We start from the raw sequence: 24,128 nt of genomic DNA, 5'->3' as shown, positions 1-24,128 counted from the left end.
CCGCTCCTGGCGTGATGCGTCCGATGTTCGGTGGTTGCGCCACCGATGATTGACACCGGCGAGGTCGGCTGGTTCCATAGGTGGCAATGACCATAAATATGGTCAGTTCTACCAGATTTATCAGGAATACGACGAGGGACGCGATGACCGCCGTTGTGAAGGCTGGCCCCGCGGCCGGCCAGTACGAACTGAGCCACCTGCGCTCGCTGGAGGCCGAGGCGATCCACATCATCCGGGAGGTGGCCGCGGAGTTCGAGCGGCCGGTGCTGTTGTTCTCGGGCGGCAAGGACTCCATCGTCATGCTGCACCTGGCGCTCAAGGCGTTTCGCCCGGGGCGGCTGCCGTTCCCGGTGATGCACGTCGACACCGGCCACAACTTCGACGAGGTGATCGCCACCCGCGACGAGCTGGTCGCCGAGTCCGGGGTGCGGTTGGTCGTGGCGTCGGTGCAGGACGACATCGACGCCGGCCGGGCCGTCGAGACCATCCCGTCGCGCAATCCGATACAGACCGTGACGCTGCTGCGCGCCATCCGGGAGAACAAGTTCGACGCCGCGTTCGGGGGGGCGCGACGCGACGAGGAGAAGGCGCGCGCCAAGGAGCGGGTGTTCAGCTTCCGCGACGAGTTCGGCCAGTGGGACCCGAAGGCCCAGCGGCCGGAGCTGTGGAACCTCTACAACGGCCGGCACCACAAGGGCGAGCACATCCGCGTCTTCCCGCTGTCGAACTGGACCGAATTCGACATCTGGTCCTACATCGGCGCGGAGAAGGTCAAGCTGCCGCCGATCTATTTCGCCCACCGCCGCAAGGTGTTTCGCCGCGACGGCATGTTGTTGGCCGTGCACCGGCACATGCAGCCGCGCGCCGACGAGCCGGTGTTCGAGGCGACGGTGCGTTTCCGCACGGTCGGGGACGTCACCTGCACCGGATGCGTGGAATCGCAGGCCGCGACCGTGTCGGAAGTCATCGCCGAGACCGCGGTGTCCCGGTTGACCGAGCGGGGAGCGACCAGAGCCGACGACCGGATCTCGGAGGCCGGGATGGAAGACCGCAAACGGCAGGGCTACTTCTGATGACTGTGTCCGCTACGCTATTGCGGCTCGCAACAGCGGGTTCCGTCGATGACGGCAAGTCCACCCTGATCGGGCGCCTGCTCTACGACTCCAAGGCCGTCATGGAAGACCAGTGGGCGTCGGTGGAGCGCACGTCCAAGGAGCGCGGCCACGACTACACCGACCTGGCGCTGGTCACCGACGGCCTGCGGGCCGAACGCGAACAGGGCATCACCATCGACGTCGCCTACCGCTACTTCGCCACGCCCAAGCGGAAATTCATCATCGCCGACACCCCGGGCCACATTCAGTACACCCGCAACATGGTGACCGGCGCGTCGACCGCCCAGCTGGTGATCGTGCTCGTCGACGCGCGGCACGGCCTGCTGGAGCAGTCGCGCCGGCACGCCTTCCTGGCGTCGCTGCTGGGCATCCAGCACATCGTGCTCGCGGTCAACAAGATGGACCTGATCGACTGGGACAAAGAGACATTCGAGTCGATCCGCGACGAATTCCATGCCTTCGCCGCGCGCCTGGACGTGCAGGACGTGGCCACCATTCCGATTTCCGCGCTGCACGGCGACAACGTGGTGACCAAGTCGGACAAGGCGCCGTGGTATGAGGGACCGGCGCTGCTGTCGCACCTCGAGGAGGTCTATATCGCCGGTGACCGCAACCTGGTCGACGTGCGGTTTCCGGTCCAGTACGTGATCCGGCCGCACACCCGCGAGCATCAGGACCACCGCAGCTACGCCGGCACCGTGGCCAGCGGGGTGATGCGTCCCGGCGACGAAGTGGTGGTGCTGCCGATCGGCAAGACGACCCGGATCGCCGCGATTGAGGGGACGAATGGTCCTGTGGCGGAAGCGTTTCCGCCGATGGCGGTGTCGGTGAGCCTCGCCGACCAGATCGACATCTCGCGCGGCGACATGATCGCCCGCACCAACAACCAGCCCAGGATCGCTCAGCAATTCGACGCGACCGTCTGCTGGATGGACGACAATTCGTCACTGGAGCCTGGCCGCGACTACGTCATCAAGCACACCACCCGGACCACGCGCGCGCGGATCACCGCGCTGGACTACCGGCTCGACGTCAACACCCTGCATCGCGACAAGACCGCAACGGCGTTGAAGCTCAACGAGCTTGGCCGCATCTCGCTGCGCACCCAGGTGCCCCTGCTGCTCGACGAGTACACGCGCAACGCCAGCACCGGCTCGTTCATCCTCATCGACCCGGACACCAACGGCACGGTGGCGGCGGGCATGGTGTTGCGTGACGTGTCGGCGCAGGCGGCCAGCCCGAACACCGTGCGGCACAAGTCATTGGTTACCGCCGCGGACAGGGCGGCCCAGGGTAGGACGGTGTGGCTCACCGGCCTGTCGGGCGCCGGCAAGTCGTCGGTGGCCATGCTGGTCGAGCAGAAGCTGCTCGAAAAGGGTGTTCCCGCTTATGTTCTCGACGGCGACAACCTGCGACACGGCCTGAACGCCGACCTGGGTTTTTCGATGGCGGACCGCGCGGAGAACCTGCGCCGGCTGGCGCACGTGGCGACGCTGCTGGCCGACTCCGGCCAGATCGTGCTGGTGCCGGCGATCAGCCCGCTGGACGAGCACCGCGCGATGGCCCGCAAGGTGCACGCGGACGCCGGCTTCGACTTCGTCGAGGTGTTCTGCGACACCCCGCTCGCGGAATGCGAGAAGCGTGATCCCAAGGGGCTGTACGCGAAAGCGCGCGCGGGTGAGATCACACACTTCACCGGCATCGACAGCCCGTATCAGCGGCCGAAGAATCCGGATTTGCGGCTTACTCTGGACCGCACACTTGACGAGCAGGCGCAGAGCATCATCGACCTGCTCGAGTCGCGCTCCTAGCGCGCCCGGCGTCGCTCGGAGCTCGGGTGGCAAAATCCTCATGGTGCGCATGTCAGCCAAGGCGGAATACGCGGTGCGGGCGATGGTCCAGCTCGCCGCGGTCACCACTGGCGCGCTGGTGAAGACCGAAGACTTGGCCCAGGCTCAGGGCATACCCCCGCAATTTCTCGTCGACATCCTCACCAACCTGCGCACCGATCGCCTGGTGCGCAGCCATCGCGGTCGCGAAGGCGGCTACGAACTGGCCCGTCCCGGAAACGAGATCAGCATCGCCGACGTGCTGCGCTGCATCGACGGACCGCTGGCCAGCGTCCGCGATATCGGGCTCGGCGACCTGCCCTATTCCGGGCCGACCGCGCCGTTGGCCGACGTCTGGCGGGCGCTGCGGGCCAGCATGCGCTCGGTGCTGGAGGAAACGACTCTGGCCGACGTGGCGGCCGGCGCCCTGCCGAAGCACGTCGCGCAACTCGCCGACGACTATCGGGATCAAGAACGCGTACGGCATGGCTCACCGCGCGGCGGTGATTAGCCGCCGGAGCCGTAGGGCTGAGTGAGGATTTCCATGGCGTGCCCGGACGGGTCCAGAAAGTACACGCCGCGCCCGCCGTGGTTGTGGTTGATCTCGCCTGGCCGCTCCTGACGAGGGTCCGCCCAGTGCGTCAACCCACGCGAGTCGATCTTGCCGTAGATCGCGTCGAAATCGTCTTCGGAAACCAGAAATGCGTAGTGCTGCCGCCGGATTTCCTCGCCCTCGGGGGCGTCGGCGTAATCGAGGTTGACGCCGTGCTCGAGTTCGACAACCATGAAGCGGCCGAACGACTTCGGGCTGGGCAGGCCGAACAGCTCGGCGAGGAATTCCGCCGACTCCCGCTTGTCGCGCGCGGCGACGATGGTGTGGTTGAAACTAATCGTCATAGTTCCTCTTTACCCCTCCGCGAGCGTGCGTGTTTGTACGGTGACACGCCGTGCGGGCTGTCATTCTGCGCACGCTCGCGCCAAGGCCGGGCCTACTTCGGCGACGTCAGTTCCAGGGCGATGTTGTCCGGGTCGCGGAACTCCAGGATGTATGACGGCCCAATGTCTTTGATCGGCTCGTGCTGGACGCCGAGCTCGTCCAGATGCGCGGCCGCGGCGTCCAATTCGGCCTTGCTGACGAGCCGGAACGCGATGTGGTCAAGACCGGCGCGATCCTCGTCGAAGCGGTCCGTGGCGACCGGACGCAGCCCCAGCAGCGTGCCGCCGAGGTCGTAGACGACACCGCCGAACAGGAAACTCAACTGGTTGCGCGTTGCCTCGTCGGCATTCTCGGGAACCTCCAGCAACACCGGCCAACCGAACACGCTCTCGTAGAACCGCCGGGATCGCTCTATATCGGTGACCGTCAGCCGGACATGCGCGATGGAGGTACTGGTCAAACCCATCTGGCCATGCTGCCACTGCAGGGACCGGATGTTGACTCCCGTGCCAGAATCGCCGTCGTGCGGATAGCAATGACCATGCCGGTGATGGAGCCGGACTTGGATGCGACGGTCTTGGAGAACTGGGCGCGCGCGATCGACGAGGGCCCGTTCTCGTCGCTGTGCTGGGGCGAGCGCATCGCGTTCGAGAACCCGGACAACGTGACGCTGCTCGGCGCGCTGGCTGCCTGGACCCATCGGGTGCGGTTGCTGACGACCGTGATCGTGCCACAGTTGCACGACCCCGTCATGCTGGCCAAGGCGTTGGCAACCGGGGACATGCTGTGTGGCGGGCGGCTGACCGTGGGCATCGGCGTGGGCGGCAGGCACGAGGACTACCACGCCGTGGGCGCCGACCCGTCGACCCAGACCATGCGCGGCATGGCCGAACGCGTCGCGGTCATGAAACGGGTGTGGGCCGGGGAAAAGATCACCGAGTCGGTGCTGCCGGTCGGGCCGGCCCCGGTCCAGCCCGGCGGTCCGCCCGTGTTCGTCGGCAGCATCGGCCCCAAGACCATCCGCAGCGCCGCGGCCTGGGCCGACGGTCTGGCCGGCACTACGTTGGACCTCGACGTCGCCAAGCAAAACGAGCTGTTCGACGTGGCGCGGGAGGCGTGGGCGCAGGCCGGCAAGCCCAAACCCCATCTGGCGACGTCGTTCTGGTTCGCGTTCGGGTCGCCCGAGCGGGCCCGCGCCCAGGTGCATCGCCACCTGCGGCGCTACATGAACTGGATACCGGCCGAATACGTCGACGCGATGGCGCCGATGACCGGCTGGGCCGGCGGCGAGGACGAGCTGCTGGCGGTGCTGCGGAAGTTCGAAGGGATCGGCACCGACGAGGTCCAGCTCATCCCGACGAGTTCGGATCTAGACCAGCTGCGCCGCGCGGCCGACGTGGCCGGCCGGCTTTAGGCCGGTCGACGCTCGGCGCTGGCACGGGCCGCGAATTTCGTGCTTAAACCGTTGTGCCGCAAGCGAAATTGCCCGAGATAACGTACTCACGCCATGCCCGATGTCACCCGAATGGGCGAGTGGAGCCCGGAGTGTTACCGGTGCGAGTGGTTATTGCGCGGTTGTGCTTTTACCGCCGTTGCTCTCCTGGCTTTGTCGCAGCGAAGGACTGCCCGGGCAATGCGCATCCAGCGCTGACTTGTATGTGTCCTGACGCACTACGGCCCAATATCGGGGCGAGCTTTGTTCCTGGGTTTCGATTGTCCTTGAGTGGAGCCTGCCGCGTTGTTCGATATTGGGGAGAGCTGGGTTGGGTGGTTCACGGTGGAGGCCGGTCCTTACAGGCCGACGAACTGGACATACTTAAGAAGAACCTGAGCTCGCAGGACTTTCGATGAGCATGAGCCGATCGCTTCGGGAACGCGTCGTCGAGCAATCTTTGCGAAGTCGAAAGATAGCTGGTAGTGGCGCTGTGATCGCATGTCAGCAACATGCATCCGGCGCCCTGATAGTTCAGTTTGAAAGTACCCACCAGTAGCAAGTGGGAACCGCGCCCACTCGGCGCTCAAGATAGCTGCACCCATTGCTACATGGGTTGTTCGACACGGCGTACCGCGAATTTCTGAATTTGCTGTGACCCACTTCGCAAAGTGCGTATCCGACAGGTCGTGGTGGCCATGCGTCATCAGGGACAAACGCGCGAAAGGCAACAGACCCCAGCGATCATTTGCTGACACAACACGTACACGACCGATGGATACATCGAGCAGCACCGCTGATAATGCTTGGCGGACAGCAGTTTCAGCGATCACAGACAGGCAGCGCTGGACGCCGGCGTGACCCCGCCGCAAGGACCGCACGATCTGCACCACAGTCGCCCCCGAACCGGTCTTCACCGTGCGCACTGTGGCCACCACGGCGCCCCGCGAGCCGAACCTCGTGCAGACTTTTCGGCACGCTCCCTAAAGAAGAAATCCACAGGTCAAGCCTGATTTTCCTCGGCCGCGACCTGAGCGGTCTGTTTCATAGGCCGCCTGTCCTAGGCGTCGGGCTTCGGTGCTTGCGGGTTGGGCGCCGAAGTCCAGCAGGTGGATGGTCCAGCATTGCACGGTGGGTCTGGTGTAGGGGTGTCCGTTGGGTTCGACCGCACGCCAGGTGAGGTAGTGGCGGGCGCCGCGCAGGTAGGAGTCGATGGTGTAAGACGCTTTGCGGTCGGCGTGCATGGCCAGTTGCCAACTGGGCAGCAGTGCCGCCAGGTCGTGGGGTGCTGCGGCGGCCGTAAGCATTCAGAATAATAATAATTTCTGGGTCATTTCGGGGTGGGTTTTTTGCTGCGAAATTCCTATCATCACCGTTAATCGCCCATGTTATTGCACGATCAGCTCAACATAATTCTTAAGTATCTTCACTTCTGTCGTTATCCAGAACACACGATGAACCAGATCGAAAGTCGCCACCCCCCAGTTCCTTCTTTAAGTACGGCTCTGACACATCGTTTTATCGGTCATGACAGAAAGGCGCTCAGATGAAGCGTAAGCAGCACAGCATGAGGCGAAATCGCCGATCGCTCAAAGCGAAAGCGCACCGTCGCGGCCGTGCGGTCGGCTTGGGCACGGCTGCCGGCGCTTTCCTGACCGCCGCGATGACCCCCATGATCGCCGCGCCCCCGGCTCGCGCCGGGGTGCTCGACATGATCATCGACCCCATCATCCAACCCCTCGCGGGCGCCGCCAGCACGGCCGCCGCTGCGGGCACCGCCGCGATCGACGGCCTCGGCGCAGGTGCGCTCGCGGGCCTTCAAACCGGTGCCCTCGACGGCGTTACTAATAGCCTCAACGCCAGCGCCGCCGCCTTCGAAGGCGTTAATTCGGGCGCCCTCGCAGGCATTACCAACAGCATTAACGCCTCCGCCGCCGCCTTCAACGCCGGCGGACTAAATGGACTAAATGCGGCCCTGGAAAGCATGCACGCCAGCGCGGCCGCTGCCCTCAACGTCGGCGGTGTACCTGCTGCCGTCTCTGGCGTGAACCCCGTTGCTGAATTCAACCAACTCGGTTATCAAGCGTCCGAGGGCATCTATAACGCGATTTACACCGCCGGCCAGTCGTGGATTGGCAGCCCGAACGGTCAGGAATTCGACGGAGTGATCAATGGGCCCTTCGTCTACTTGTTCGGGCGCGATCTGATCGGCAACGGCGTCAACGGGTTCAATGGCCCCAACACCACGCTGATCGGCCAAACCGGGTTCGTTGGCAACCTCCAAGACGGCGGATTCTTATTCGGCGATGGCGGCACCGGTGCGGCCGGAACAGCCAGCCACACCACCGGATTTGCCGGCGGGGCCGCCGGCTTGATCGGCAACGGTGGCGCCGGCGGGGCCGGAGCAGCAGGCGTCACGGGTGGTAACGGTGGTGTCGGTGGTGCCGGCGGCAACGGCGGCTTGCTCATGGGGAACGGCGGAGTCGGCGGAGTCGGCGGCGTCGGGCCTGCCACTAGCAGGGCGGGTTACAAAGGTGGCCTCGGTGGTGTGGGCGGTAACGGCGGCTTGCTGATCGGTGACGGCGGCAACGGTGGTGCTGGCGGTGCTGGTGGTATCGGTCTTGACGCCAAGGGCCACACCAGTGGTTCCGGTGGTGCCGGTGGTGCCGGTGGGAAGGCCGGCTGGCTGTTCGGCCAAGGTGGCAACGGTGGCGCCGGAGGCAACTACGGCCCGCTCGGGGCAGCCACATACACCGGCAGCGGTGGTGCCGGCGGTACCGGCGGGAACGGTGGTTTGCTGTTCGGCCAGGGAGGCGCCGGCGCTGCCGGAGCCCAGAGCAACGCGGCTCTTAACGGTAAGGGGGGAGCCGGGGGCAACGGCGGCTACGGCGGACTATTAACCGGCAGCGGGGGCAATGGCGGTAATGGCGGTACAGGTTATTTCAACTCTAGTGCTGGTTTATACGCCGCCGCCGGCGGCCTCGGTGGCCTTAGTGGGTTCCTCGGCCAAAACGGCACGGCCGGCATCACGCCGACCGGCTAATTCCACAGACCTCGTTTACCAACATCCGGATCACAGACCAGCAAAGGAACTCAGCACATGCAACAGCTCACAGCCCTGCGGCCCTTAGTCACCGCGAGCGCCGCGGCACTAGGCGCCAGCCTGATCGCCCTCACACCGACGATCACCAACGACATCGCATCCGACCTGCAGCGCGGCACCGCCAACATCGAGCACCACGCTGTGCAATTACTCAGCAGCGGCACCGTCGACCCCGGCGTCGTCAACCCCATCCAGACCTGGATGGACTTATTACAAACGGCCAATCAAAGCGCGGACGTGCTGTACAACCAATGGCTAAACCTTCCCGCCGCACCAGCACTGCAGCAGGTCGCCGCAAACTGGACCCAATACGTCAGCGACTACGTCGGCGCGTATCAGAATGCCGCCAACGGCAGTGTGGAAGTCTTCTTGGGGAGCGGCGGTTTGAGCTGGCCGACGCTAACGGCCAACATGTTCACCAATCTGCAGTCGGGTAATTTCATTGGCGCATTCAACAATATTTCCAGTGCGCTTTTCAGCGTCCAGCTTTCTGTTTTGCAACCTCTCGAAGGCATCTTGGCGATTCCGGGATACGCGCTGACCAACCTCGCCGCCGGGTACAGTTACCTCACGGGCCCCGGTCTCACCTATTTTGGCGAAGTGGCCCTTGCCGGGCTCCCTAGCGCAACGCTTGCTGGAATGGGTCAGGGTTTTCAAAATATTTACGACGCGTACGCCGCCGGGGACTGGCCGGCGGTGTTTACCAACGCTCTCAATTTCCCGGGTCTCGTAACGAACTACTTCCTCAACGGCGGAGCGCAGGGGACTGAGGGGGCCTACGGCTTGCTCAGCAACCCCACAGTTACGGGGGATATCGGTACGGTCTACGGCATACTGGACACCATCCTGCCGACGCTGACGAAGGACATCGTCGCGCCCGGCGCACAACCGGTCTCGCAAGGCGGCAGCCTCGCCATCGGACTCCCGGCGTTGGTCAACCAAATTTTCAATGGTTGGCCCTCGCCGGCATACGCGGTCGATAGCTTGATTAACACCATCAGGACGTACGCGGGCGTGGACCTGTTCAATATCAGCGATCTAACCAGCGCTGCCAGCGTCGGTGGCTTCGCTGGGCTGGCGCCGGAAGCCGGGCTGTCCGGCTTGTCAGCCGGTGTGCTTAGTGCATTCGACCCGGCGGCGGTGACCAACATCGCGGGGTCGCTGGGTTCGTCGTTGGCGGCGGATGTTGCGGGGTCGCTGGGTTCGTCGTTGGGGGCGAACATCGCGGGATCGTTGGCGACGACGCTGTCCGTCGACCTCTCGACGCTGGCGCTGCACATTCTGTCTGCATTGTGAGTCCCGGTAAGGCCTGCCGCCAGAGCAGGTGACGGGTCGCGGTAATTGGTCCCTTTCGCTTTCGCTGTGGTGTGTGTCAGCGGCCGGTTCGGTGTCGCCGACTGCGGCTGGGTGTTGGAGGTACTTCAATGATGCGGATTTGGTCGGCGGCGCCGGCGTGGTGTTGTGGCGTCAATTCTTCACTGCCAGAGGGTATTACCGCACGTAAGTGTTGGTCTGGTCTGTGTGCCTGGTCTGCGTTGGATCTGGTGTAGCGGACGTGTCGAGCAGCAATGTCGACATGTCGGGCCTGGTACTGCCGAAAGGCCGGTGTCAGCGCAAATTGGGTGAGGAGGAAGCCGCCACTGCGGCGTTGGGCGGTCGCGATGGGTGCGCGGGTGCTGCTGTGGCGCGTGAGCGTCAGGAGGTTCTTGATTGGGCCCAGGCGTGTATCGATGAGTTGGTCGGTTTGGTCGATGCTAAAGAACGATTTAGGTTGTGGCGCAACGCGTTTGAGGTCAGCCGGCGTGGTGTCGAGCATGGTGGCGCAGTGACATCCTGTGCGGAAAATCAGATGGTGTTTCTGGGCGCGCCGGGCACGGCGAAAAGAACGTTCGCCCGGGTGATCGGTGAGGTGTTGTTTGGGTGGGGCACGATCGCGCGCCCGGGGATCACCGAGGTCAGCGCCAACGACATCATCATGGGCGATCTGTCGCGCAGCGCGGCCAGGAGAATGAAGGACGTGTGCGACGAGGCACGCGGTGGGGTGCTCTTCTTCGACGAGGCCTACCGGCTAGACCCGGACACCGAAGACCACTCTTCTTGCGGCGTGGAGGCGATCAACACCCTGCAAGCGTGTATGGCGGCGTACCGCGACGAGCTGGTGGTCATCGTTGCCGGCTATGCCCGCCCGATGCAGGAGTTCTTGGCGGCTCACGTAGGGCTGGCCGGCCGATTCCCCGTCACCGTGAGCTTCGCTAGCTACACCCCCGAGGAAGTGGTTGCCATTGCGCGTCGCTTCGCCGGTAGGGAGCACTTGGTGGTTGAGGACGCGGCGTGGGATCTGTTGCGCGTCGAAGCGGCTCGGTTGCGGTCGATTTCATATGGTAGCGGCACGTTGCTCGATATCGCCGGCAACGCCCGTTATGCGCGTGAGGTGATCGGGGTGTGCCAGCGTGCGCGGGTCCGCAGGCTGCATCGACGTGCGCCCAGCCCCCGCGACCTGAGACAACTCGTATGCACCGACCCGTGCGTGCTTCACATCAGCGCCGCCGACATGGGGCGCGCGATCGCCGCATCGCGCCCCGCCGCAGGAATATCGGAGTACCGACGCGTATTCCCGAGCGCCGAAATCCAGGAAGCACCAACACTTTCGGCTACCGAACACGAGGGGCAGCGACCATGACGACGGCGATGGAACCCGTGTTGACGCCGAGTGAGGTGTCCGGGGATGACGGGTGGTCCTGAACTACCGCGGGTTTAGTCCCTATGTTGAGCTGTCCAGCATGCCCGCGGTCAAAGTTGCTTGCATTGCGCTGGGCTTGAAGCTGACCGCGGCCGCGAGTTCAGTTCCGCCACTGTCAACGGCGGCGCCGGTCGTGAGGAAACACGTTGGCGCCACACGATGGAGCCGTCGCCGTCCGGCAACGTTACTTACCGAGTCGTTCGAATTCTTGTGGTGCTCGGTTGCCAACAGGCTCGCCGAGGCGCTTGTCCCGCGGGGGACCGGCCCTGCACACGACACAAGACGGTCATCGTCGGACACCGACGCCGCGGTGAACCTGGGCGACACTTGCACCGGAAGCGCCTTTCTGAACTCGGGCCGATTAATGCGTGAAGAACATCAATCAGCCTCAAAGGACATTTTCCTCATTCCGACACCCGGATACGCGCCGGATCGTCGGTGGATCAAGGCTTTAGGCCGGCCGGCGCTCGGCGCCCTCGGTTTGTCGGGGCGGCTGCCCTTTACGCAGCGTCGCCAAGAGCTCGCGGTATGGGCCGACGAGGTAGACGGTGTCGCCGGCTCGCAGCCGGGCGTCGCGGCGCGGATGCAGGTTGACCGGCGCATCCTGCCGGGTGATCGCGATGACGCGGGTTTGGGTGGAAAGCTCGAACATCCGCAGCCCGTCGAGTTCGCTGCCGGCCGCCACGTGCATTCCGCCGACCATGAAGGAGCGTTGCCCGACGGAGAACGTCCCCAAAACCTGCAGGCCCATGGCGGCGCCGATGAACCACGGCGCGGCCAATTCGACGGTCGAACGGACGTTTTCGAAGCCGAACCGCTGTGCCACCGCGCCACCCAGCGCGCGGTCGTAGATGCGCAGCACGATCGGAACGTCGGGCCGGTTGACCTCGGGCATCACCCGGGGGCCCAACATCTCGCGCAGCACGATCCCGGTTTCGATGTTGACCATGTCGTCCTGGGTCAGCACCGCCACCGCGCGGGCGTGGTCGACGCGGGCCGACTCCAGCGTCTGGCGTAGCGTCGCGTCCCCGAAGATCACCGGCACCTCGAGTTCGGCCGCCGACGACAGGAAGCGGTTGTTCTCGTCGCGCTCGATGACCGCGACGTCGTACCCGGCCGCGCTCAGGTCCGCGACGACGCGGCTGCCGAACGAACCCAGCCCGACGACGATGATGTGGTTGCGCAGGCGGCGTGCCTGCCGGCGTCCGGCCGAGTAGGCGAAGCGGCGTGACAACAACAGGTCGGCGATGAAGGCGACGAGGAGCGCGGTGGTGGTCACGCCGGCGAACATCAAGGTGATGCTGAACAGTCGCAGCCAGGTGGGCTGGTGGAGGAAGCTGAAGTCGCCGTAGCCCACGGTCGCGATCGTCTCGGTGCTGAAGTACAACGCATCGATCCACGTCATCTTGGGATGGGGTTGATAGGCGAAGCGGAGCAAGACCGTCGACCCGATCAACAAGGTCAGCGCGGCGGCCAACGCGCGATAGAACATCGGGTTGACGTCGTTGCGAAGGGTGCGTGCCGCGTCGAATACCCGCCGCAGTTGGGGCCTGCGGGACCGCGCCCGGGTCGGCCGGGGGGCCTTGATGCCCCGGCCGGCCAACTCGTCCGCCGTGCCGATCATCGCGGTCCAGTCACCGGCGTGCACCCGCAGGTCCCGTCCCGGACATGCCATGACCCCGCCGGGCGTGGGCGAGTTCGGGCCGTGGATCACCGCCACGGGTGCTAGGTCGCCGTAGATCTCACGTAGGGTTCCGTCGCACGGTACCTCGGCGTCCGAAACAACGAACTCGATGCCGGCCGCCTCGAACGGGTGCGCGCTATGGGCCAGACATGCGTCGACGACCGAGGGCGCCGCGAGATCGGCGACGTCGAGAATCGCGCCGAGGCCGTTATCGTCGGCCACCGCTTCCCGCAGCACGTCATTGGCCAGCCGGGCCACCACCCGCACTCTTGGGTTGGCTTTCCTTGCCAGCAAGGCGATTTCGAGGTTTTTCGCATCGTCATCCCCGGCACAGACGACGGCAAGCGCGCGGGCCACCCCGGCGCCGGCGAGCTCGGCGGCGCCGGTGATCGTGACGATGCCCGCGCCGGCGTTGTTGAGCTCCTCGATGATCGTCGTTGCCAGCGCGTCTTCACCGCTGACGATGATGTGACTGCGCATGCTCACGCACGTTTCGAGTCGTCCGGCATAGATGCCACCTCCGCTGAACTTTGTTGCTATGACTATCGGGCACCGGGCCGGTTTGTGCCAGCTAAGCCCCAGATGCCCGACGGCATGGGCACCCCTCTTGTCGATGTCGGAGGTCAATACCTATGTGCCGCAAGCGAAGTCGCCGACTCGGGCCACTCCGCTCTGCTACACGACCCGAACGTCGGACGGCGACCAGAACGCCCGCATCGACGTGATCTTCGCGTCTTCGTCGAACGCCATTGTCGAGATGGGCGAGATTCGGGTGCGGCTGTTACCGGCGTCGAGCGTGAGGTGCCACAGAAACGCCGCCTTGCCGGCGGCGACCCGCAGTTCGGCGAGTTCGGTCTCTTTCTTGGCGTCCTGGAACCCCGCGTAGAACTCGCGGATGGCGTCGTGGCCGCGGCGGAGGTCCGATCCGATCGGATCCTCGATGGTGGCGTCGGCGGCGTAAAGGGTCAGGATGTCTTCGGCGGTGCCCGTGGCGACGAGCGCGAGATAGCGGTTGACGGTCTCGGTGATGGCTTCCTGGGACGGCATGACTCCGGACGCTACCCGGTTAGTTTGGCGGCGATACTGGCCGCGTGCCTTTCATCGAACGCGTCGCGTCCCGCGAGATCTACCGGAACCCCTGGCTGGTGCTGCGCGAGGACGACATCCGCCGCCCGGACGGCAGCCCGGGCATCTACTCCGTGATCGACAAGCAGACGTATGCGCTGGTGATCCCGTATGACGGGCACCGTTTTCGGTTGGTCGAACAGTTCCGTTATCCCGTCGGCGCGCGGCGCTGGGAGTTTCCGCAGGGCACCGCTCCCGATCTGGCGGAGGCCGAGCCGCGTGAGCTGGCCGAGCGCGAGCTGCGCGAGGAAACGGGATTACGTGCGACGTCGTTCGAGGCGCTCGGCCAGGTCGACGTCGCTCCCGGAATGACCAGTCAGCGCGGGTGGGTGTTCCTGGCCACCGGAATCGCCGAGGGACAAGCGGATCGCGAGCATGAGGAACAGGACATGCGCAGCGCGTGGTTCTCGCGCGAAGACGTCGAGCAGATGATCCGCGCCGGTGTGATCGTCGACGCGCAGTCGATCGCCGCCTATGGCCTGTTCCTGTTGCAGGGCTCTGCGCCGATTTGATCGGTTCCGGGCCACCTAGCTCTTGGGGCGGGGCGCCTCGTGGCGCTCGTTGGCGCTGATTTGAAGCCAGACCCTAGGGCCGACAATGAGAGGTCGCCCCGCCGTGTACAAGGTTGACAGCTGGGCGTGGTGAAGGCAAGGGGTCGTGCGCCGGTTTGTCGGGCTCGCTTCGTCACCGCGTCGGGCGATCCCCGAGAGAATTCTGGCGGCAGCTCGGACAGGCGTATTCCTTGACTTTCTCGGCGGCCAGGACCAGTTGGCTCAAAACTCGCCATATTCGGCTTGCCTGCGTCAGTGGCCAAGAGCCGCCGGATCTGTTCGCGGGCCACGGTCGACACCGGGTAGCCCACGCCGGCCTGCGCTGGCTTCCAGCGCGGCCATCTCCTCCGGATTGAGTCGAAATTGCAATACCTTGCTGCGGGCGCGGCCGGGTTGGCTGACCTTTACGTGGGCCGGGATCGGCCGCCCAGTCCGGTCTTCCTCGCCCGCTTCGGCTTCGTCACTAACCGTGGCTAGGCGATCCGCGAGGGATTGCTTACTCATCGGAGGCGAGCAGCTCCTCGAATGTTGGCGTCTGGGGTGCCTCCCAGGTCGGTGGGATGAACGCTTGGATGACGCTGCGCCGCGCGCGATACCGTCGCCCGTCTTTGAGCACCAGGCCGAGCTTGGACAGGTCGTTCAGATCGCGGGTGGGTGTGCGGTCACCGACCTTGGCGTACAACCGCGCGAGCCGAGTGTTCAGATCGGTCGCCTCCTTAGCCGTGATCCAGCGGTCCCTAGGCATCACCAGGGCCAGCTCGCGCTGACGGGTCCGCGTCTCGGTGTCCGGCATATCGCTGAACACCCCGTATACGTAGCTTTCCCAGTGAATCTGGACGTTTTCGGCTTTGACCACCTCGATCTGCGCACGTAGCTCATCGAGGAATCCGTCGAGCGCGTAGCGGATGAAAGAGACGACATCGCCCTGGGCGGCGTCGAGGGAACGGTAGTAACCGTGGTCGCGGGTCTTGTTGTAGAAGTCCGATAGCAGGTTGGTCGCCACGATCGGCACGACGCCGGACTCCGACAGAATCTGCACCTCGATCAAGCGGGCCAACCGCCCGTTGCCGTTGCCGAACGGGTGAATCCAGGCGATGTAGAGGTGGGCCAGCATTGCCGCCAGCACCGCGTTGACGAACCGATCCCGCACGGGCGACTCCGGCCTCACCACCGAACGCAGCTCAGCGAGCCAGCGCACGAACCGATCGACCAGCTCGGGCACGTCCTGCCAGCGCGGCGCGAGGTAGCGACCGGCGCTGACGTTGTGCTTGCGGAGCTTCCCCGGCACCACTTGGGGCTCATCGGGGATGCCGTCGAGTATCTGGAAGTTCAGCCGCTCTAGCCGCTCACGGGTGATCGGCAGCCTCATCCCCGCGCGCAGTGCCTCGTCCATCTCGTAGATCGCACCGAGGACGTTCTGTACTTCGCGCTCCTGATACTGGCGCGACTTGCCAACGTGGGCGGTGCCTTTGGCCACGATCTGCTTGATCTCGGCCTCGGACAGCGTGTTGCCCTCGATGGCCGTCGTTGCCCGCACGCCGCGCGCCAGGTAGACCGCGCTCATCTCGTCGGCCCGCGCTGGCTTTAGCGGCACGCCTGCGAGATGCTGGCACTTGCTCATCGCTTCACCCAGGTCGAGCCACATATCAGGGGTAAGCCGGTTGATGTCGAACTCGAAGCTGATGAACGGATACTGCCCAGGCCGAGTCATGCGCCAAATCCTACCCCGAATTTAACCTCTTTAAACAGGCATTTCACACTACATGGGATGTATTTCGTCCATTTCGGCGTACGTAGTTCGCGCCGATTCTGCGTCCCAACGTACACACCTCCCGCGACAGCGGGGAGGGTGCAGGTTGGTGAAGGGCTCGACCGCAAGCTCGCTAGACCGGGCCATATTTGCCCGTAAGTTGCACGCCGATCACAAAAATAGGCGCTGACCTGGTGCCCCCGGCAGGATTCGAATATGCGGACGCACTTTCAGCAAACATAGCTTGCCACCTGCATAGATGTTGGCGCACAATGGGTTTCAGGACTGACACATTCACGCACATCGCGCAGCCTACTCAGGTAAGATGGGTCCGCATAGGTAACGGATGGGTAGGCTGTAGCTAAATCGCAGGTTAGCACCCTAGGCGGCAGGAAAGGCGGATTCCGAAAGTGCGCATCGAATCGTTTGCTGTTCAATCAGGTCGGTTGAATGGGGTTCGACCATGAACCCCGATGAGAGTCTGACCCAGCGGTTTGAAGCTGTAACGCTGCGCGGGATCGAACAGGGCAAGCGGTTGTTCAATTACAACCCGACTCGCTACATAGTGATGGTCCGGGAACGAGGGGCGGTTGGGGCCGCGAAGCAAGTATTGCGGCGCGGGCCGATTCCAGACGGGTTTACCACGCTGGCACACATCAACGGTCGCCCCGACCTCACTACCGAATACACCGCGCTTATGCCGGAGTTCCAAGAACTGTTCACTGAGGAAGAGCTCGCGGTTGCGAGAGAGCGATTAGGGCGATGAGCGGAAAATCAGGCCATCGCGCGTGGGGGCACATCAAACGCCAGCGGACCAAGGCACCGAGCTATCAGGCCAGTTTCATCGGTCCTGATTTGCGCCGCCACTACGGGCCGCACACGTTCTCAAGCCGAATGAATGCCGAAGCGTGGCTAGTGCGCGAACGGGATTACCGCGACAGGTGCTCAAGTTCTGGCGACAAGTGGAAACCGCCTGCCGAACGAGCGACCGAGAAAAAAGCCGAGGTTCTGTTGTTCGGTGTCTACGGCAAACGTGTGATCAATCAGCGCAAACTCTCGCCACGAACCCGCATCGAGTACGAATCGAAGTGGTCGGCGCTGATTGAGCCGACGTTCGGCAAGGTGGCCGTATCCGATCTGAATCCGACCGCCGTGCGGGCTTGGTTCTCCGCATTGGACGCAGGCAAAGAACGGCGCAACAGCCATGCCTACGGGATCTTGAGCATGATTTGCAATACCGCCGTGAAAGATGGCCTGCTTGAGCGCAACCCTTGCATGATCGTCGGCGCGATGAATACCAAGCCAAAGCCCAACGTCAAACCGATCACGATTGCTGAGCTGCATACGATTGCCGACAAGCTCGGCGCGAACGAGAATCACGCCCGGTTCAAGGCCCTGGTCTTACTCGCCGGTTGGTGCGGCCTACGCATTGGCGAAGTGACAGAACTGCGCCGCAAAGACATCAGTGCCAAGTGCGACGTTGTTTCAATCACTCGCGCTGTAGGTCATCGTTCGGGCGAGTGCATTCTAGGGCCGACAAAGACGGGGGAGACCCGAGACGTTGATATTCCGCCGCACATTCAAGCCGACATCAAAGATCATCTTGCACTGTACGTTTCGAGTGATCCCGATGACCTGCTGTTCAAACCCGCTCGCGGCGGTTGTCACTTGAACGACCGCGTGTTCAACAAAGACGTATTTCAAAAGGCTGCCAAAGATGTTGGCCGCGAAGATTTGAGCGCCCATGATCTGCGCCGGTTCGCTGGCACAACTAATGCCCGTGTTGGTGCCACGATGGGCGAAAACATGCGCCGTCTTGGACATCGGACATTCAAGGCCGCAATGCTCTATCAGCACGCCTACGACGACAGTGGCAAGAAGCTGGCCGCCGAACTCTCCGCGCACGCGCTGGCGGAATTGCAGGGTGACGGGCATACGGCCACCGCATAGACCAGCGATGGCTCAAACGTCCCCGTTCTTGTCGTAGCACCGTGAGACGATGGGGCCGTGGCTGATGTAGACATCTTGAGAAGTTTGCGTGAGCAGGTCCTAGACGAGTCAGAACCGCTCGCGGGGTTGCTTCGCAAGTGTCTTGCTCTCGGTACCCTAACGGGGTCAGATGAACTACGCGCCTGGGCGAACAACGAACTAAAAGGCTACCCAGACAATGCGCCGCTGCCGCCGTACCGGTCGATTTCGGCACCACTGTATGTAGACAGCATAGGTGGCAACACGGTCATGAAAGGCCAGCAGATCAGCCACTTACAGATACCGTCTGATCTGCGCGAGTACGTCCCAGAGACGCTAGCTTTCCGGCAGCCATTAGAGGATCTTGTGCAAACTGCGGCGTCCACTCAAAAGTCCCTCCATATGGGATACGCGATATTCTCGGTGGTGGCGTCAGAGTGGAGCAAAATGCTGCCGATGTTCCAAGATGTCACAGGTTTGTATTTTTCGGTGACTCCGCCTGCTGTCGCGGGAATCGTCAGCATGATACGAACGACGTTGGTAGAGATCGTAATTGACCTCGCTAAAGATGTCCCGCTCGACAAGCTGCCGAGTCAGGCCAAAGTGGATTCAGTGGTGCAAGTGCATATTGGCTCCAAAGATGAGTATCAAATCAGCGTCGGCACGAATCAGGGTGTCGTAGGCCAAGGTCCGGGATCGACTCAAATCCAAAACAACTCTGTACCAACAGAATTGACCACGCTCATCGGTCAAATGCGAGATGCGTTGGAAGACATAGAAGATTCTGAACAGCGAGCCGACGCAGAGCAAGCGATTGACGATTTTGAAGAGTCGGTATCGGAGGATGATCCTAAGCCAGAGAAGATCAAACGTCGTTCGCGAATGCTTGAAAAGGTAACGACGGCTGTCGGTAGTGCTGTTCTCTCAGGAGCCGCCAAAGAGGGAGTTACGTTGGCAGCAGAGCATTTTCACCTGCTGTTCTGAAATCCGCATAGGTAGCGGATAGGTAGTCAATCTGCGCGCTTCGTTGTTTGCGCTGCTCAGTGACCTAACCCCGGCAGGTTTTATATCTGCCGACCTACGCCGACCGCCCTGGCGGCAAGGCCCGAAGTGCTCCGATCTGCCGGTTGGCCTCGTTTGCCGCCTGATAGGCATCCTCGCCGGTGATGTGGCCTGGCCGGTGATACCCCTCTATCTCGGTCCCGACGAACGCGGCTCTCGTCGGCGCTCAGACCGTCCGAATCGAGGTCTCCGCGCCCAGTGTCGACGCGCTCGCGAGGATTGCCAGGTTCGAACTCCACCGAGGCGGATAGCGGTTCGTAGCCATACGAATCTGGTTGCCCTGCGATCGATTCAGCCTGTTGATCAAACATCGGCCAATCTGCCGACTCATGTTTGCTACCGCCATGATTGGTGTCTGGATCAAGCCGCTCACTTGAGATGGAATCGAATATCTATTCATACGGTGCCGTACCTTGACTCAGCACAACCTCATTCGGCGCTTTCAGGCCAGCGCGGTCTAAGGCGTCACGGATAGCAGACAGTTTGACCGCTGATGAGATATCGGGATCAACAGCCATGCCTAGCAACTCTTTTGCCATGCGGTCGGCTGCGTTCTCTAAACGAGCGCGAGCAGCCATCTTGACGTGTTTGGCTGCGCCGCCATGAAACCTACAAACCGTACCGCCGCGAATAGCTGGGTTGCTGCACTGCGAACCGTCTTTTTTGTGTGCTTTGCAACGACGTTGCGGCACAGCAGAATTCGCCCAATCGCGTCCGTTTGAAGGCCTTGAATCACTTGCCTTTTCGGAATCGGACGCCGGTTCGTGGGACGCAGGCGATTTCATAGCTTTTTCACCCGATAGGTTACCCACTGACTTATCAATCACAGCCGGAAGATTGTCGCTCGGTTCATTGGCCGAAATTCCCAGCGCTTCACGAAGTTTCAACGATTCCGTCTGTATCTCTTCTTCGGTCATCCCAGCGTCACGCATCATCTTGATAGCAATCGTTCGACGCCGCTTGTATTCAGCGCGCCTTCGCTTAACATCCATCATCTCACCTTCAAATCTATTTCGTAGAAACAATCTTCGCTAGCCGCTTTGCAGGCTGCACGAAGCAAAATCTTGTCGGCGTTAGTCAAACTCGACAAGTTCACCCAATGTGTATGTCCGCGTTGGCCCTTGTGGTACGGGCACTGAATCCTGACGCGAGTGCGGTCTACGTCTACTTCTACTATTACCGCTCGCAGAATCTGTTGTGTATCATTACGTTTCATTCAACCTCTTTCATTCAATTGTGTTGATTCACAATGTGTTTAGTTGGCCTACCTTCTGGCCCGGTTCGTTTGCTAGGTCCACACTGCGCGGTCACACTCCGCCCTAAGCTCCCGCACTGCATGGCAGTAGTGCCATTGCAGCCGTGCGGGGCAATGCTCGCCGGAATCACACTATGCGGGGGCCGCGTTGCATCTTTTTGCAGGTAATCGGCTATTTTCACGAGATGCGATGCGGGCCGCGTTTCGTGCCGCGTATTGTGACAGCAAACTACCGGCACACTCTGCGGCACACTCTGCGGCTGACCAGCGCAATTCCGGCCAAATCCGTTTGCTGACTTCACCTTTGACCGCCTGTGCCGACTTTGCCGCCACGTTTGAATCGCACTATTTCGTATAGTCGAGTTGAATCCCGATACGGTCGTTCTTCTCGAATTTTCACGCTTACCAAGTACTCTTCGCGAATTGCCTTGTCCCACAGACCGCGCCAGTCGTCGTGCGAAAGACCACTGAAGACTTCCGGAAGCTTATTTGTAGCGTTGGTTTTGTTCGTCGTTGGATTGCGGTCTACATAGTCTTGCAACGCGCGGATCGCGTCGCCTTCGTTGATAAGCACATTAAGTTTGGCGCTCGCAACCGAATTCGGTTTCTTGACTACCCAATCGCAGGTATCCCACACGATGACGTGAGGATCGCTCATATCTCGCGTTAGGTGCCAATCGACGTCATAGCGCATGGAACCCGCACGGCGCGTGCCGTATTCAACTTCCAGCTTCGCGAAGCTGTCCGCACCAAAGGTCTGAAATTTTTCGCGGTGACGCTGCAAGCTCCAAGAGTCGACCCACTGACTCATGCCGCTAAAACCGATGTCATCTAGGTCTAGACGGCTGTCATCTGCCGACTTGTTGATATGGTCGCCAATGATGAGAGCTGCATACTGTTCGATGATTTCACGTACCTTCGCCAGCATCGGGCCGCGCGAGTAGACGTTGCTTACCTCAACATCTTTCGGGTGGTATGCGTACAGCGGATCGATACAGACCAAAACCGGCTGCACGGTATCCAAGTGATGCTTGAGAGCGCCTAAGAGCTCTGAATCATCAAGCGGCGCAACCGGAAACATCGCGTAGAAGGGTAGGTCATTCAGGTCATCTGCGGAGATAGCGTAGCGTTTTGCGATGGCGCGGTGGCGGTTCTTGAACTCGTCTTGTCCACCTTCGCCGGTTAGATACAACACCGGACCTGGCGTAAAGACCGGAAACTCGTCTAGGTAATTCAATTGCGTTGCCACAGAGATACCCAGCGAATGCATACTCCACGTCTTGAAGGTTTTCTTTTTGCTCGCGACACCGCCAGCGGACTTTTCCGGCCAGACACCGCCAACCAGCCAGCGCACCGGGTCTATCTTGGACGCAAGTTCCTTCGCTGAGGTTAGGGCGAATTTTTCCAAAGGCAAGCTGCCATCGGTTGAACCTTCGTCATCATCGCCGGGGTACGGGTAAGCCTTGCCGTCTACCCATATGACTTCATCGCTCATATTCTGTTGTTCCTTGCGGGTATCGGTGCCGTAGTCGCGGGTGGCCTTCGTGAGCGTGATAGTTCGGTCTTGGTTGGCTGCCTTCGTTGCCGTCCAGGCCGCAAGCTCTTCTAGTTCTTTGAGGGATCGGCGCGTTTTAGCCCATTCGATACGTACCGCGTCATAGACGTCGGCAGCGCTCAAGTACCAACGGCGGCATCTGAAAACCCCATGTCTAGGGCAGCCTTGGCAGCGTTGTGCGGTTCGCCGGCCATTTCGTAGACCTTGGCGTAAAGACTGGTGACTCCCTGCAAGGTGCGCGATCTGGTGGCGGTTGTGTGAGCTGCAATGAAATCGGCCAGCACGACAGACGGACCACGAACCGCCTTGGTGGCACGAGCTAGGCCATCGCGGTACAGCTTCGGCAAAGGCGGTAAATCGTCACATGACGGAAGTACGCCGGAATTCGCCTCTTCGCAGCGAGGGGAGCGCAAGCGGTAGCGCTGTCCAGTGTGGTGGTAACTAGGGGGAGCAGCGACGTAACGGTGGTTTGAATCGATGAAGTCAACGCCGCTGTTCGGTTGCTCTTGAGCTTCCCAATCGCCAGCCTTGCGGAACAGCCTGATTCCTGAGCCATCAAAGCGGGCCGTGACTATGTGCGTCTTTGGTAGCTTGCCCCACTGTTGCCGCCATGTTTTCAGGGTCTCGTGTCCAGGCTTGCCGTCGTAGGCGTCAACGTCAAAACCCACGACATCAGGCGGTAGAACCAAACCCAGCGATAGGACGCCTGGCGTGCCGTCCTGAATCATTGACTCCACCAGGGCAGGCCAGGCTGATATTTCGTCTGGCGTTGCTGTCTTGCGTTCATAGCCGTGATAGCCGCTAATCCACGGTGCGTTGAAACGTCCACGTTTGTCGCGCTTCCCAATCGGGAGCGGCGCATAGCCCCGTTCTAGATTCGCCAGTGCCATCGTCACGAACTCATCGGCGCTAAGCGATTGCGCCGCAACGCTACCGGAGTCTATGGTTGGCATTGGTCATGTTCTCTTCTGTTGCGGAACGGGATTGGCGCGGACCACTGAAATACCGGCAAGGCTTAATGAACAGGTCTTGCCGGTACTTCTTGTTTGAAGGCAACATGATTCAAGCCCACGGGTCTACGTCTATCGGTACTGAATCTTCGTGCAACAGACCAACATGGCTCGCAGGATCGGGATTCGGATCATTGATGACTGCCAAACATGCTGGGCAGCATTTGAATACACAGATGTAGTCGCCACGTACATACGCGAAAAGTTCACTGCCAATGCCGCTATCGCAATCAGGCGTTTCGTGGACTCCGCAACCTGTCTCGTTGTCTAAGAAAACCCGTTGCGCAACCTGTTTCCAGTCGTTGGGATCGCGAAGCGGAATTCTGGCTGGATTGCCGTAACATACTGCGAACATGCAGCCCATGTGTTCTATGCTGGTCTCATCGTATTCGGGAAAAAATGAAGTGTCAGTGAGTAATCCAGTCTCTTTCCAGTACCCCATACGCCAGCGCAGCATCTCAGTGGAAAGCCCTTTGGCAATCCAATTGCGCTTGAGATTCGGAAGTTTCGCGGGAAGCTCGCCCATTGGCGGAAAGTCGTTTGGCATCACGACGGTTTGACCTAGTTGCGCTCGCATCTGATTGATACGGTGATACGTATCCTGCTCAAAACTCATGCGGAGTGTCCGTCCTTACAAAGCGGCGATGAAAGATTCGATTTGATCTGCCGTCCAATAACGCTCGCGCTTAACGTATTTGGCGGGCTTTGGCATCTTTCGCGTACGATGAAGGTGGTACTCTACGGTTTCCTGATCAACGCTCTTGAGTCCGCGCGAATGAATCTCTTCAAGTACTTGATCCATCGTGAGATATTTTTGAGGTTCCATCGTTTGTGGTGCTGTAACAGACATGGCCTAAATTCCTTAGCATTGAAGGTAATCCACGTTCATTTGGTGGATTAGTGACTGGCTATACGCCATTGAAATGCGGCAACGCGTGCCGACCTGGTAAGCGTACGCGCAAAGTGACAGCACCACAACGACATTCGCTCGCCGTATCAGGCGTGGCGCTTG

23 protein-coding genes are annotated in these 24,128 nt (G+C 61.6%); 11 read left to right on the top strand and 12 right to left on the bottom strand.

Features of this window, described 5'->3' with window-relative positions; all coding sequences use genetic code 11:
* Positions 1-80: 80 nt before the first annotated feature.
* Genes cysD through K3U93_RS17730 form a run of 3 tightly spaced genes read left to right on the top strand, consistent with a single transcriptional unit; the run spans position 81 to position 3,455 of the window.
* Positions 81-1,073 carry a sulfate adenylyltransferase subunit CysD gene (cysD, locus tag K3U93_RS17740; RefSeq protein ID WP_139797049.1) on the top strand — a complete coding sequence of 331 codons (993 nt, stop codon included), beginning with the start codon at positions 81-83 and terminating at the stop codon, positions 1,071-1,073.
* Positions 1,073-2,926 carry an adenylyl-sulfate kinase gene (cysC, locus tag K3U93_RS17735; protein ID WP_083011166.1) on the top strand — a complete coding sequence of 618 codons (1,854 nt, stop codon included), beginning with the start codon at positions 1,073-1,075 and terminating at the stop codon, positions 2,924-2,926. The genes cysD and cysC overlap by 1 nt, the downstream gene beginning before the upstream one ends.
* 43 nt (positions 2,927-2,969) lie before the next feature.
* Positions 2,970-3,455 carry an Rrf2 family transcriptional regulator gene (locus tag K3U93_RS17730; RefSeq protein WP_071509251.1) on the top strand — a complete coding sequence of 162 codons (486 nt, stop codon included), beginning with the start codon at positions 2,970-2,972 and terminating at the stop codon, positions 3,453-3,455.
* Here the strand turns inward: K3U93_RS17730 and K3U93_RS17725 are convergent.
* Both K3U93_RS17725 and K3U93_RS17720 read right to left on the bottom strand, forming a co-directional pair.
* Positions 3,452-3,841, bottom strand: a complete 390-nt coding sequence (locus K3U93_RS17725) for a VOC family protein (RefSeq protein ID WP_083011167.1) — start codon at positions 3,839-3,841, stop codon at positions 3,452-3,454. The genes K3U93_RS17730 and K3U93_RS17725 overlap by 4 nt on opposite strands.
* A 92-nt stretch (positions 3,842-3,933) precedes the next feature.
* Positions 3,934-4,347 carry a VOC family protein gene (locus K3U93_RS17720; RefSeq protein ID WP_083011168.1) on the bottom strand — a complete coding sequence of 138 codons (414 nt, stop codon included), beginning with the start codon at positions 4,345-4,347 and terminating at the stop codon, positions 3,934-3,936.
* A 69-nt stretch (positions 4,348-4,416) separates the two neighbouring features.
* On the opposite strand from K3U93_RS17720, the gene K3U93_RS17715 reads away from it, so the two are divergent.
* A complete protein-coding gene (locus K3U93_RS17715; RefSeq protein WP_083011169.1) occupies positions 4,417-5,295 on the top strand; it encodes an LLM class flavin-dependent oxidoreductase in 879 nt (292 codons plus the stop codon).
* 377 nt (positions 5,296-5,672) lie between these two features.
* Here K3U93_RS17715 and K3U93_RS17710 read toward each other — a convergent pair whose 3' ends face one another.
* The gene (locus tag K3U93_RS17710) at positions 5,673-6,230 is read right to left on the bottom strand and encodes a hypothetical protein (protein ID WP_139797050.1); all 558 of its coding nucleotides are present in this window, start codon (positions 6,228-6,230) and stop codon (positions 5,673-5,675) included.
* A 66-nt stretch (positions 6,231-6,296) separates the two neighbouring features.
* A complete protein-coding gene (locus tag K3U93_RS17705; RefSeq protein WP_083011170.1) occupies positions 6,297-6,620 on the bottom strand; it encodes a hypothetical protein in 324 nt (107 codons plus the stop codon).
* 239 nt (positions 6,621-6,859) lie between these two features.
* On the opposite strand from K3U93_RS17705, the gene K3U93_RS25285 reads away from it, so the two are divergent.
* The 3 genes from K3U93_RS25285 (at position 6,860) to K3U93_RS17690 (ending at position 11,096) form a co-directional block, all read left to right on the top strand.
* A complete protein-coding gene (locus K3U93_RS25285; RefSeq protein ID WP_176220005.1) occupies positions 6,860-8,356 on the top strand; it encodes a PGRS repeat-containing protein in 1,497 nt (498 codons plus the stop codon).
* A 57-nt stretch (positions 8,357-8,413) separates the two neighbouring features.
* Positions 8,414-9,712, top strand: a complete 1,299-nt coding sequence (locus tag K3U93_RS17695) for a hypothetical protein (RefSeq protein WP_083011171.1) — start codon at positions 8,414-8,416, stop codon at positions 9,710-9,712.
* Positions 9,713-10,265: 553 nt separating this feature from the next.
* Positions 10,266-11,096, top strand: a complete 831-nt coding sequence (locus K3U93_RS17690) for an AAA family ATPase (protein WP_220688552.1) — start codon at positions 10,266-10,268, stop codon at positions 11,094-11,096.
* Between the two features lie 511 nt (positions 11,097-11,607).
* Here K3U93_RS17690 and K3U93_RS17685 read toward each other — a convergent pair.
* Together K3U93_RS17685 and K3U93_RS17680 are read right to left on the bottom strand one after the other, a co-directional pair.
* Entirely contained in the window at positions 11,608-13,320 is a 1,713-nt protein-coding gene (locus tag K3U93_RS17685; RefSeq protein ID WP_083011173.1) for an NAD-binding protein, read from the bottom strand.
* 195 nt (positions 13,321-13,515) lie between these two features.
* Entirely contained in the window at positions 13,516-13,887 is a 372-nt protein-coding gene (locus tag K3U93_RS17680; protein ID WP_083011174.1) for a nuclear transport factor 2 family protein, read from the bottom strand.
* Between the two features lie 44 nt (positions 13,888-13,931).
* Here K3U93_RS17680 and K3U93_RS17675 point away from each other — a divergent pair, with 44 nt between their 5' ends.
* Complete coding sequence (locus K3U93_RS17675) at positions 13,932-14,477, top strand: NUDIX domain-containing protein (protein WP_083011175.1); 546 nt, start codon at positions 13,932-13,934, stop codon at positions 14,475-14,477.
* 535 nt (positions 14,478-15,012) lie between these two features.
* Here the strand turns inward: K3U93_RS17675 and K3U93_RS17670 are convergent.
* Positions 15,013-16,227 carry a Fic family protein gene (locus tag K3U93_RS17670; protein WP_083011176.1) on the bottom strand — a complete coding sequence of 405 codons (1,215 nt, stop codon included), beginning with the start codon at positions 16,225-16,227 and terminating at the stop codon, positions 15,013-15,015.
* Positions 16,228-16,729: 502 nt separating this feature from the next.
* Between K3U93_RS17670 and K3U93_RS17665 the strand changes: the two genes are divergently transcribed.
* The 3 genes from K3U93_RS17665 to K3U93_RS17655 are packed head-to-tail and all read left to right on the top strand — an operon-like array spanning position 16,730 to position 19,218.
* A complete protein-coding gene (locus tag K3U93_RS17665; RefSeq protein WP_083011177.1) occupies positions 16,730-17,032 on the top strand; it encodes a hypothetical protein in 303 nt (100 codons plus the stop codon).
* Entirely contained in the window at positions 17,029-18,216 is a 1,188-nt protein-coding gene (locus K3U93_RS17660; RefSeq protein WP_083011178.1) for a tyrosine-type recombinase/integrase, read from the top strand. Before K3U93_RS17665 ends, K3U93_RS17660 begins: the two co-directional genes overlap by 4 nt.
* Positions 18,217-18,273: 57 nt before the next feature.
* Entirely contained in the window at positions 18,274-19,218 is a 945-nt protein-coding gene (locus tag K3U93_RS17655) for an AbiTii domain-containing protein (RefSeq protein ID WP_139797054.1), read from the top strand.
* Between the two features lie 470 nt (positions 19,219-19,688).
* Here the strand turns inward: K3U93_RS17655 and K3U93_RS17650 are convergent, their stop codons facing one another.
* The 5 genes from K3U93_RS17650 to K3U93_RS17630 form a co-directional block, all read right to left on the bottom strand.
* Positions 19,689-20,291: an HGGxSTG domain-containing protein gene (locus K3U93_RS17650; RefSeq protein ID WP_139797055.1), complete on the bottom strand. Its 603-nt coding sequence runs from the start codon at positions 20,289-20,291 to the stop codon at positions 19,689-19,691.
* A 558-nt stretch (positions 20,292-20,849) separates the two neighbouring features.
* On the bottom strand, positions 20,850-22,229 hold the full coding sequence (locus tag K3U93_RS17645; RefSeq protein WP_083011180.1) for an AAA family ATPase: 1,380 nt from the start codon (positions 22,227-22,229) through the stop codon (positions 20,850-20,852).
* Positions 22,226-23,059 (bottom strand): bifunctional DNA primase/polymerase, encoded by an 834-nt coding sequence (locus K3U93_RS17640; protein ID WP_083011181.1) that lies wholly within the window; start codon positions 23,057-23,059, stop codon positions 22,226-22,228. Before K3U93_RS17640 ends, K3U93_RS17645 begins: the two co-directional genes overlap by 4 nt.
* 109 nt (positions 23,060-23,168) lie before the next feature.
* On the bottom strand, positions 23,169-23,732 hold the full coding sequence (locus K3U93_RS17635; protein WP_139797056.1) for a hypothetical protein: 564 nt from the start codon (positions 23,730-23,732) through the stop codon (positions 23,169-23,171).
* Positions 23,733-23,747: 15 nt separating this feature from the next.
* A complete protein-coding gene (locus tag K3U93_RS17630) occupies positions 23,748-23,966 on the bottom strand; it encodes a hypothetical protein (protein WP_139797057.1) in 219 nt (72 codons plus the stop codon).
* Positions 23,967-24,128 lie beyond the last annotated feature (162 nt).

It is taken from the genome of Mycobacterium malmoense, from assembly GCF_019645855.1.
Classification (GTDB): Bacteria; Actinomycetota; Actinomycetes; order Mycobacteriales; family Mycobacteriaceae; genus Mycobacterium; species Mycobacterium malmoense.
The sequence above is the reverse complement of the archived record's forward strand: the minus strand, read 5'-3'. Positions and strand labels throughout refer to the sequence as shown.

Excerpts from the sequence above, each read along its gene's own strand:
- K3U93_RS17670 (WP_083011176.1), bottom strand. The coding sequence starts at position 16,227 with ATGACTCGGCCTGGGCAGTATCCGTTCATCAGCTTCGAGTTCGACATC.
- K3U93_RS17695 (WP_083011171.1), top strand. The coding sequence starts at position 8,414 with ATGCAACAGCTCACAGCCCTGCGGCCCTTAGTCACCGCGAGCGCCGCG.
- K3U93_RS17650 (WP_139797055.1), bottom strand. The coding sequence starts at position 20,291 with ATGATGGATGTTAAGCGAAGGCGCGCTGAATACAAGCGGCGTCGAACG.
- K3U93_RS17705 (WP_083011170.1), bottom strand. The coding sequence starts at position 6,620 with ATGCTTACGGCCGCCGCAGCACCCCACGACCTGGCGGCACTGCTGCCC.
- K3U93_RS17690 (WP_220688552.1), top strand. The coding sequence starts at position 10,266 with ATGGTGTTTCTGGGCGCGCCGGGCACGGCGAAAAGAACGTTCGCCCGG.
- K3U93_RS17660 (WP_083011178.1), top strand. The coding sequence starts at position 17,029 with ATGAGCGGAAAATCAGGCCATCGCGCGTGGGGGCACATCAAACGCCAG.
- K3U93_RS17630 (WP_139797057.1), bottom strand. The coding sequence starts at position 23,966 with ATGTCTGTTACAGCACCACAAACGATGGAACCTCAAAAATATCTCACG.
- K3U93_RS17715 (WP_083011169.1), top strand. The coding sequence starts at position 4,417 with ATGACCATGCCGGTGATGGAGCCGGACTTGGATGCGACGGTCTTGGAG.
- K3U93_RS25285 (WP_176220005.1), top strand. The coding sequence starts at position 6,860 with ATGAAGCGTAAGCAGCACAGCATGAGGCGAAATCGCCGATCGCTCAAA.
- K3U93_RS17635 (WP_139797056.1), bottom strand. The coding sequence starts at position 23,732 with ATGAGTTTTGAGCAGGATACGTATCACCGTATCAATCAGATGCGAGCG.
- K3U93_RS17665 (WP_083011177.1), top strand. The coding sequence starts at position 16,730 with ATGAACCCCGATGAGAGTCTGACCCAGCGGTTTGAAGCTGTAACGCTG.
- K3U93_RS17640 (WP_083011181.1), bottom strand. The coding sequence starts at position 23,059 with ATGCCAACCATAGACTCCGGTAGCGTTGCGGCGCAATCGCTTAGCGCC.
- K3U93_RS17720 (WP_083011168.1), bottom strand. The coding sequence starts at position 4,347 with ATGGGTTTGACCAGTACCTCCATCGCGCATGTCCGGCTGACGGTCACC.
- K3U93_RS17725 (WP_083011167.1), bottom strand. The coding sequence starts at position 3,841 with ATGACGATTAGTTTCAACCACACCATCGTCGCCGCGCGCGACAAGCGG.
- K3U93_RS17685 (WP_083011173.1), bottom strand. The coding sequence starts at position 13,320 with ATGCGCAGTCACATCATCGTCAGCGGTGAAGACGCGCTGGCAACGACG.
- cysC (WP_083011166.1), top strand. The coding sequence starts at position 1,073 with ATGACTGTGTCCGCTACGCTATTGCGGCTCGCAACAGCGGGTTCCGTC.
- K3U93_RS17680 (WP_083011174.1), bottom strand. The coding sequence starts at position 13,887 with ATGCCGTCCCAGGAAGCCATCACCGAGACCGTCAACCGCTATCTCGCG.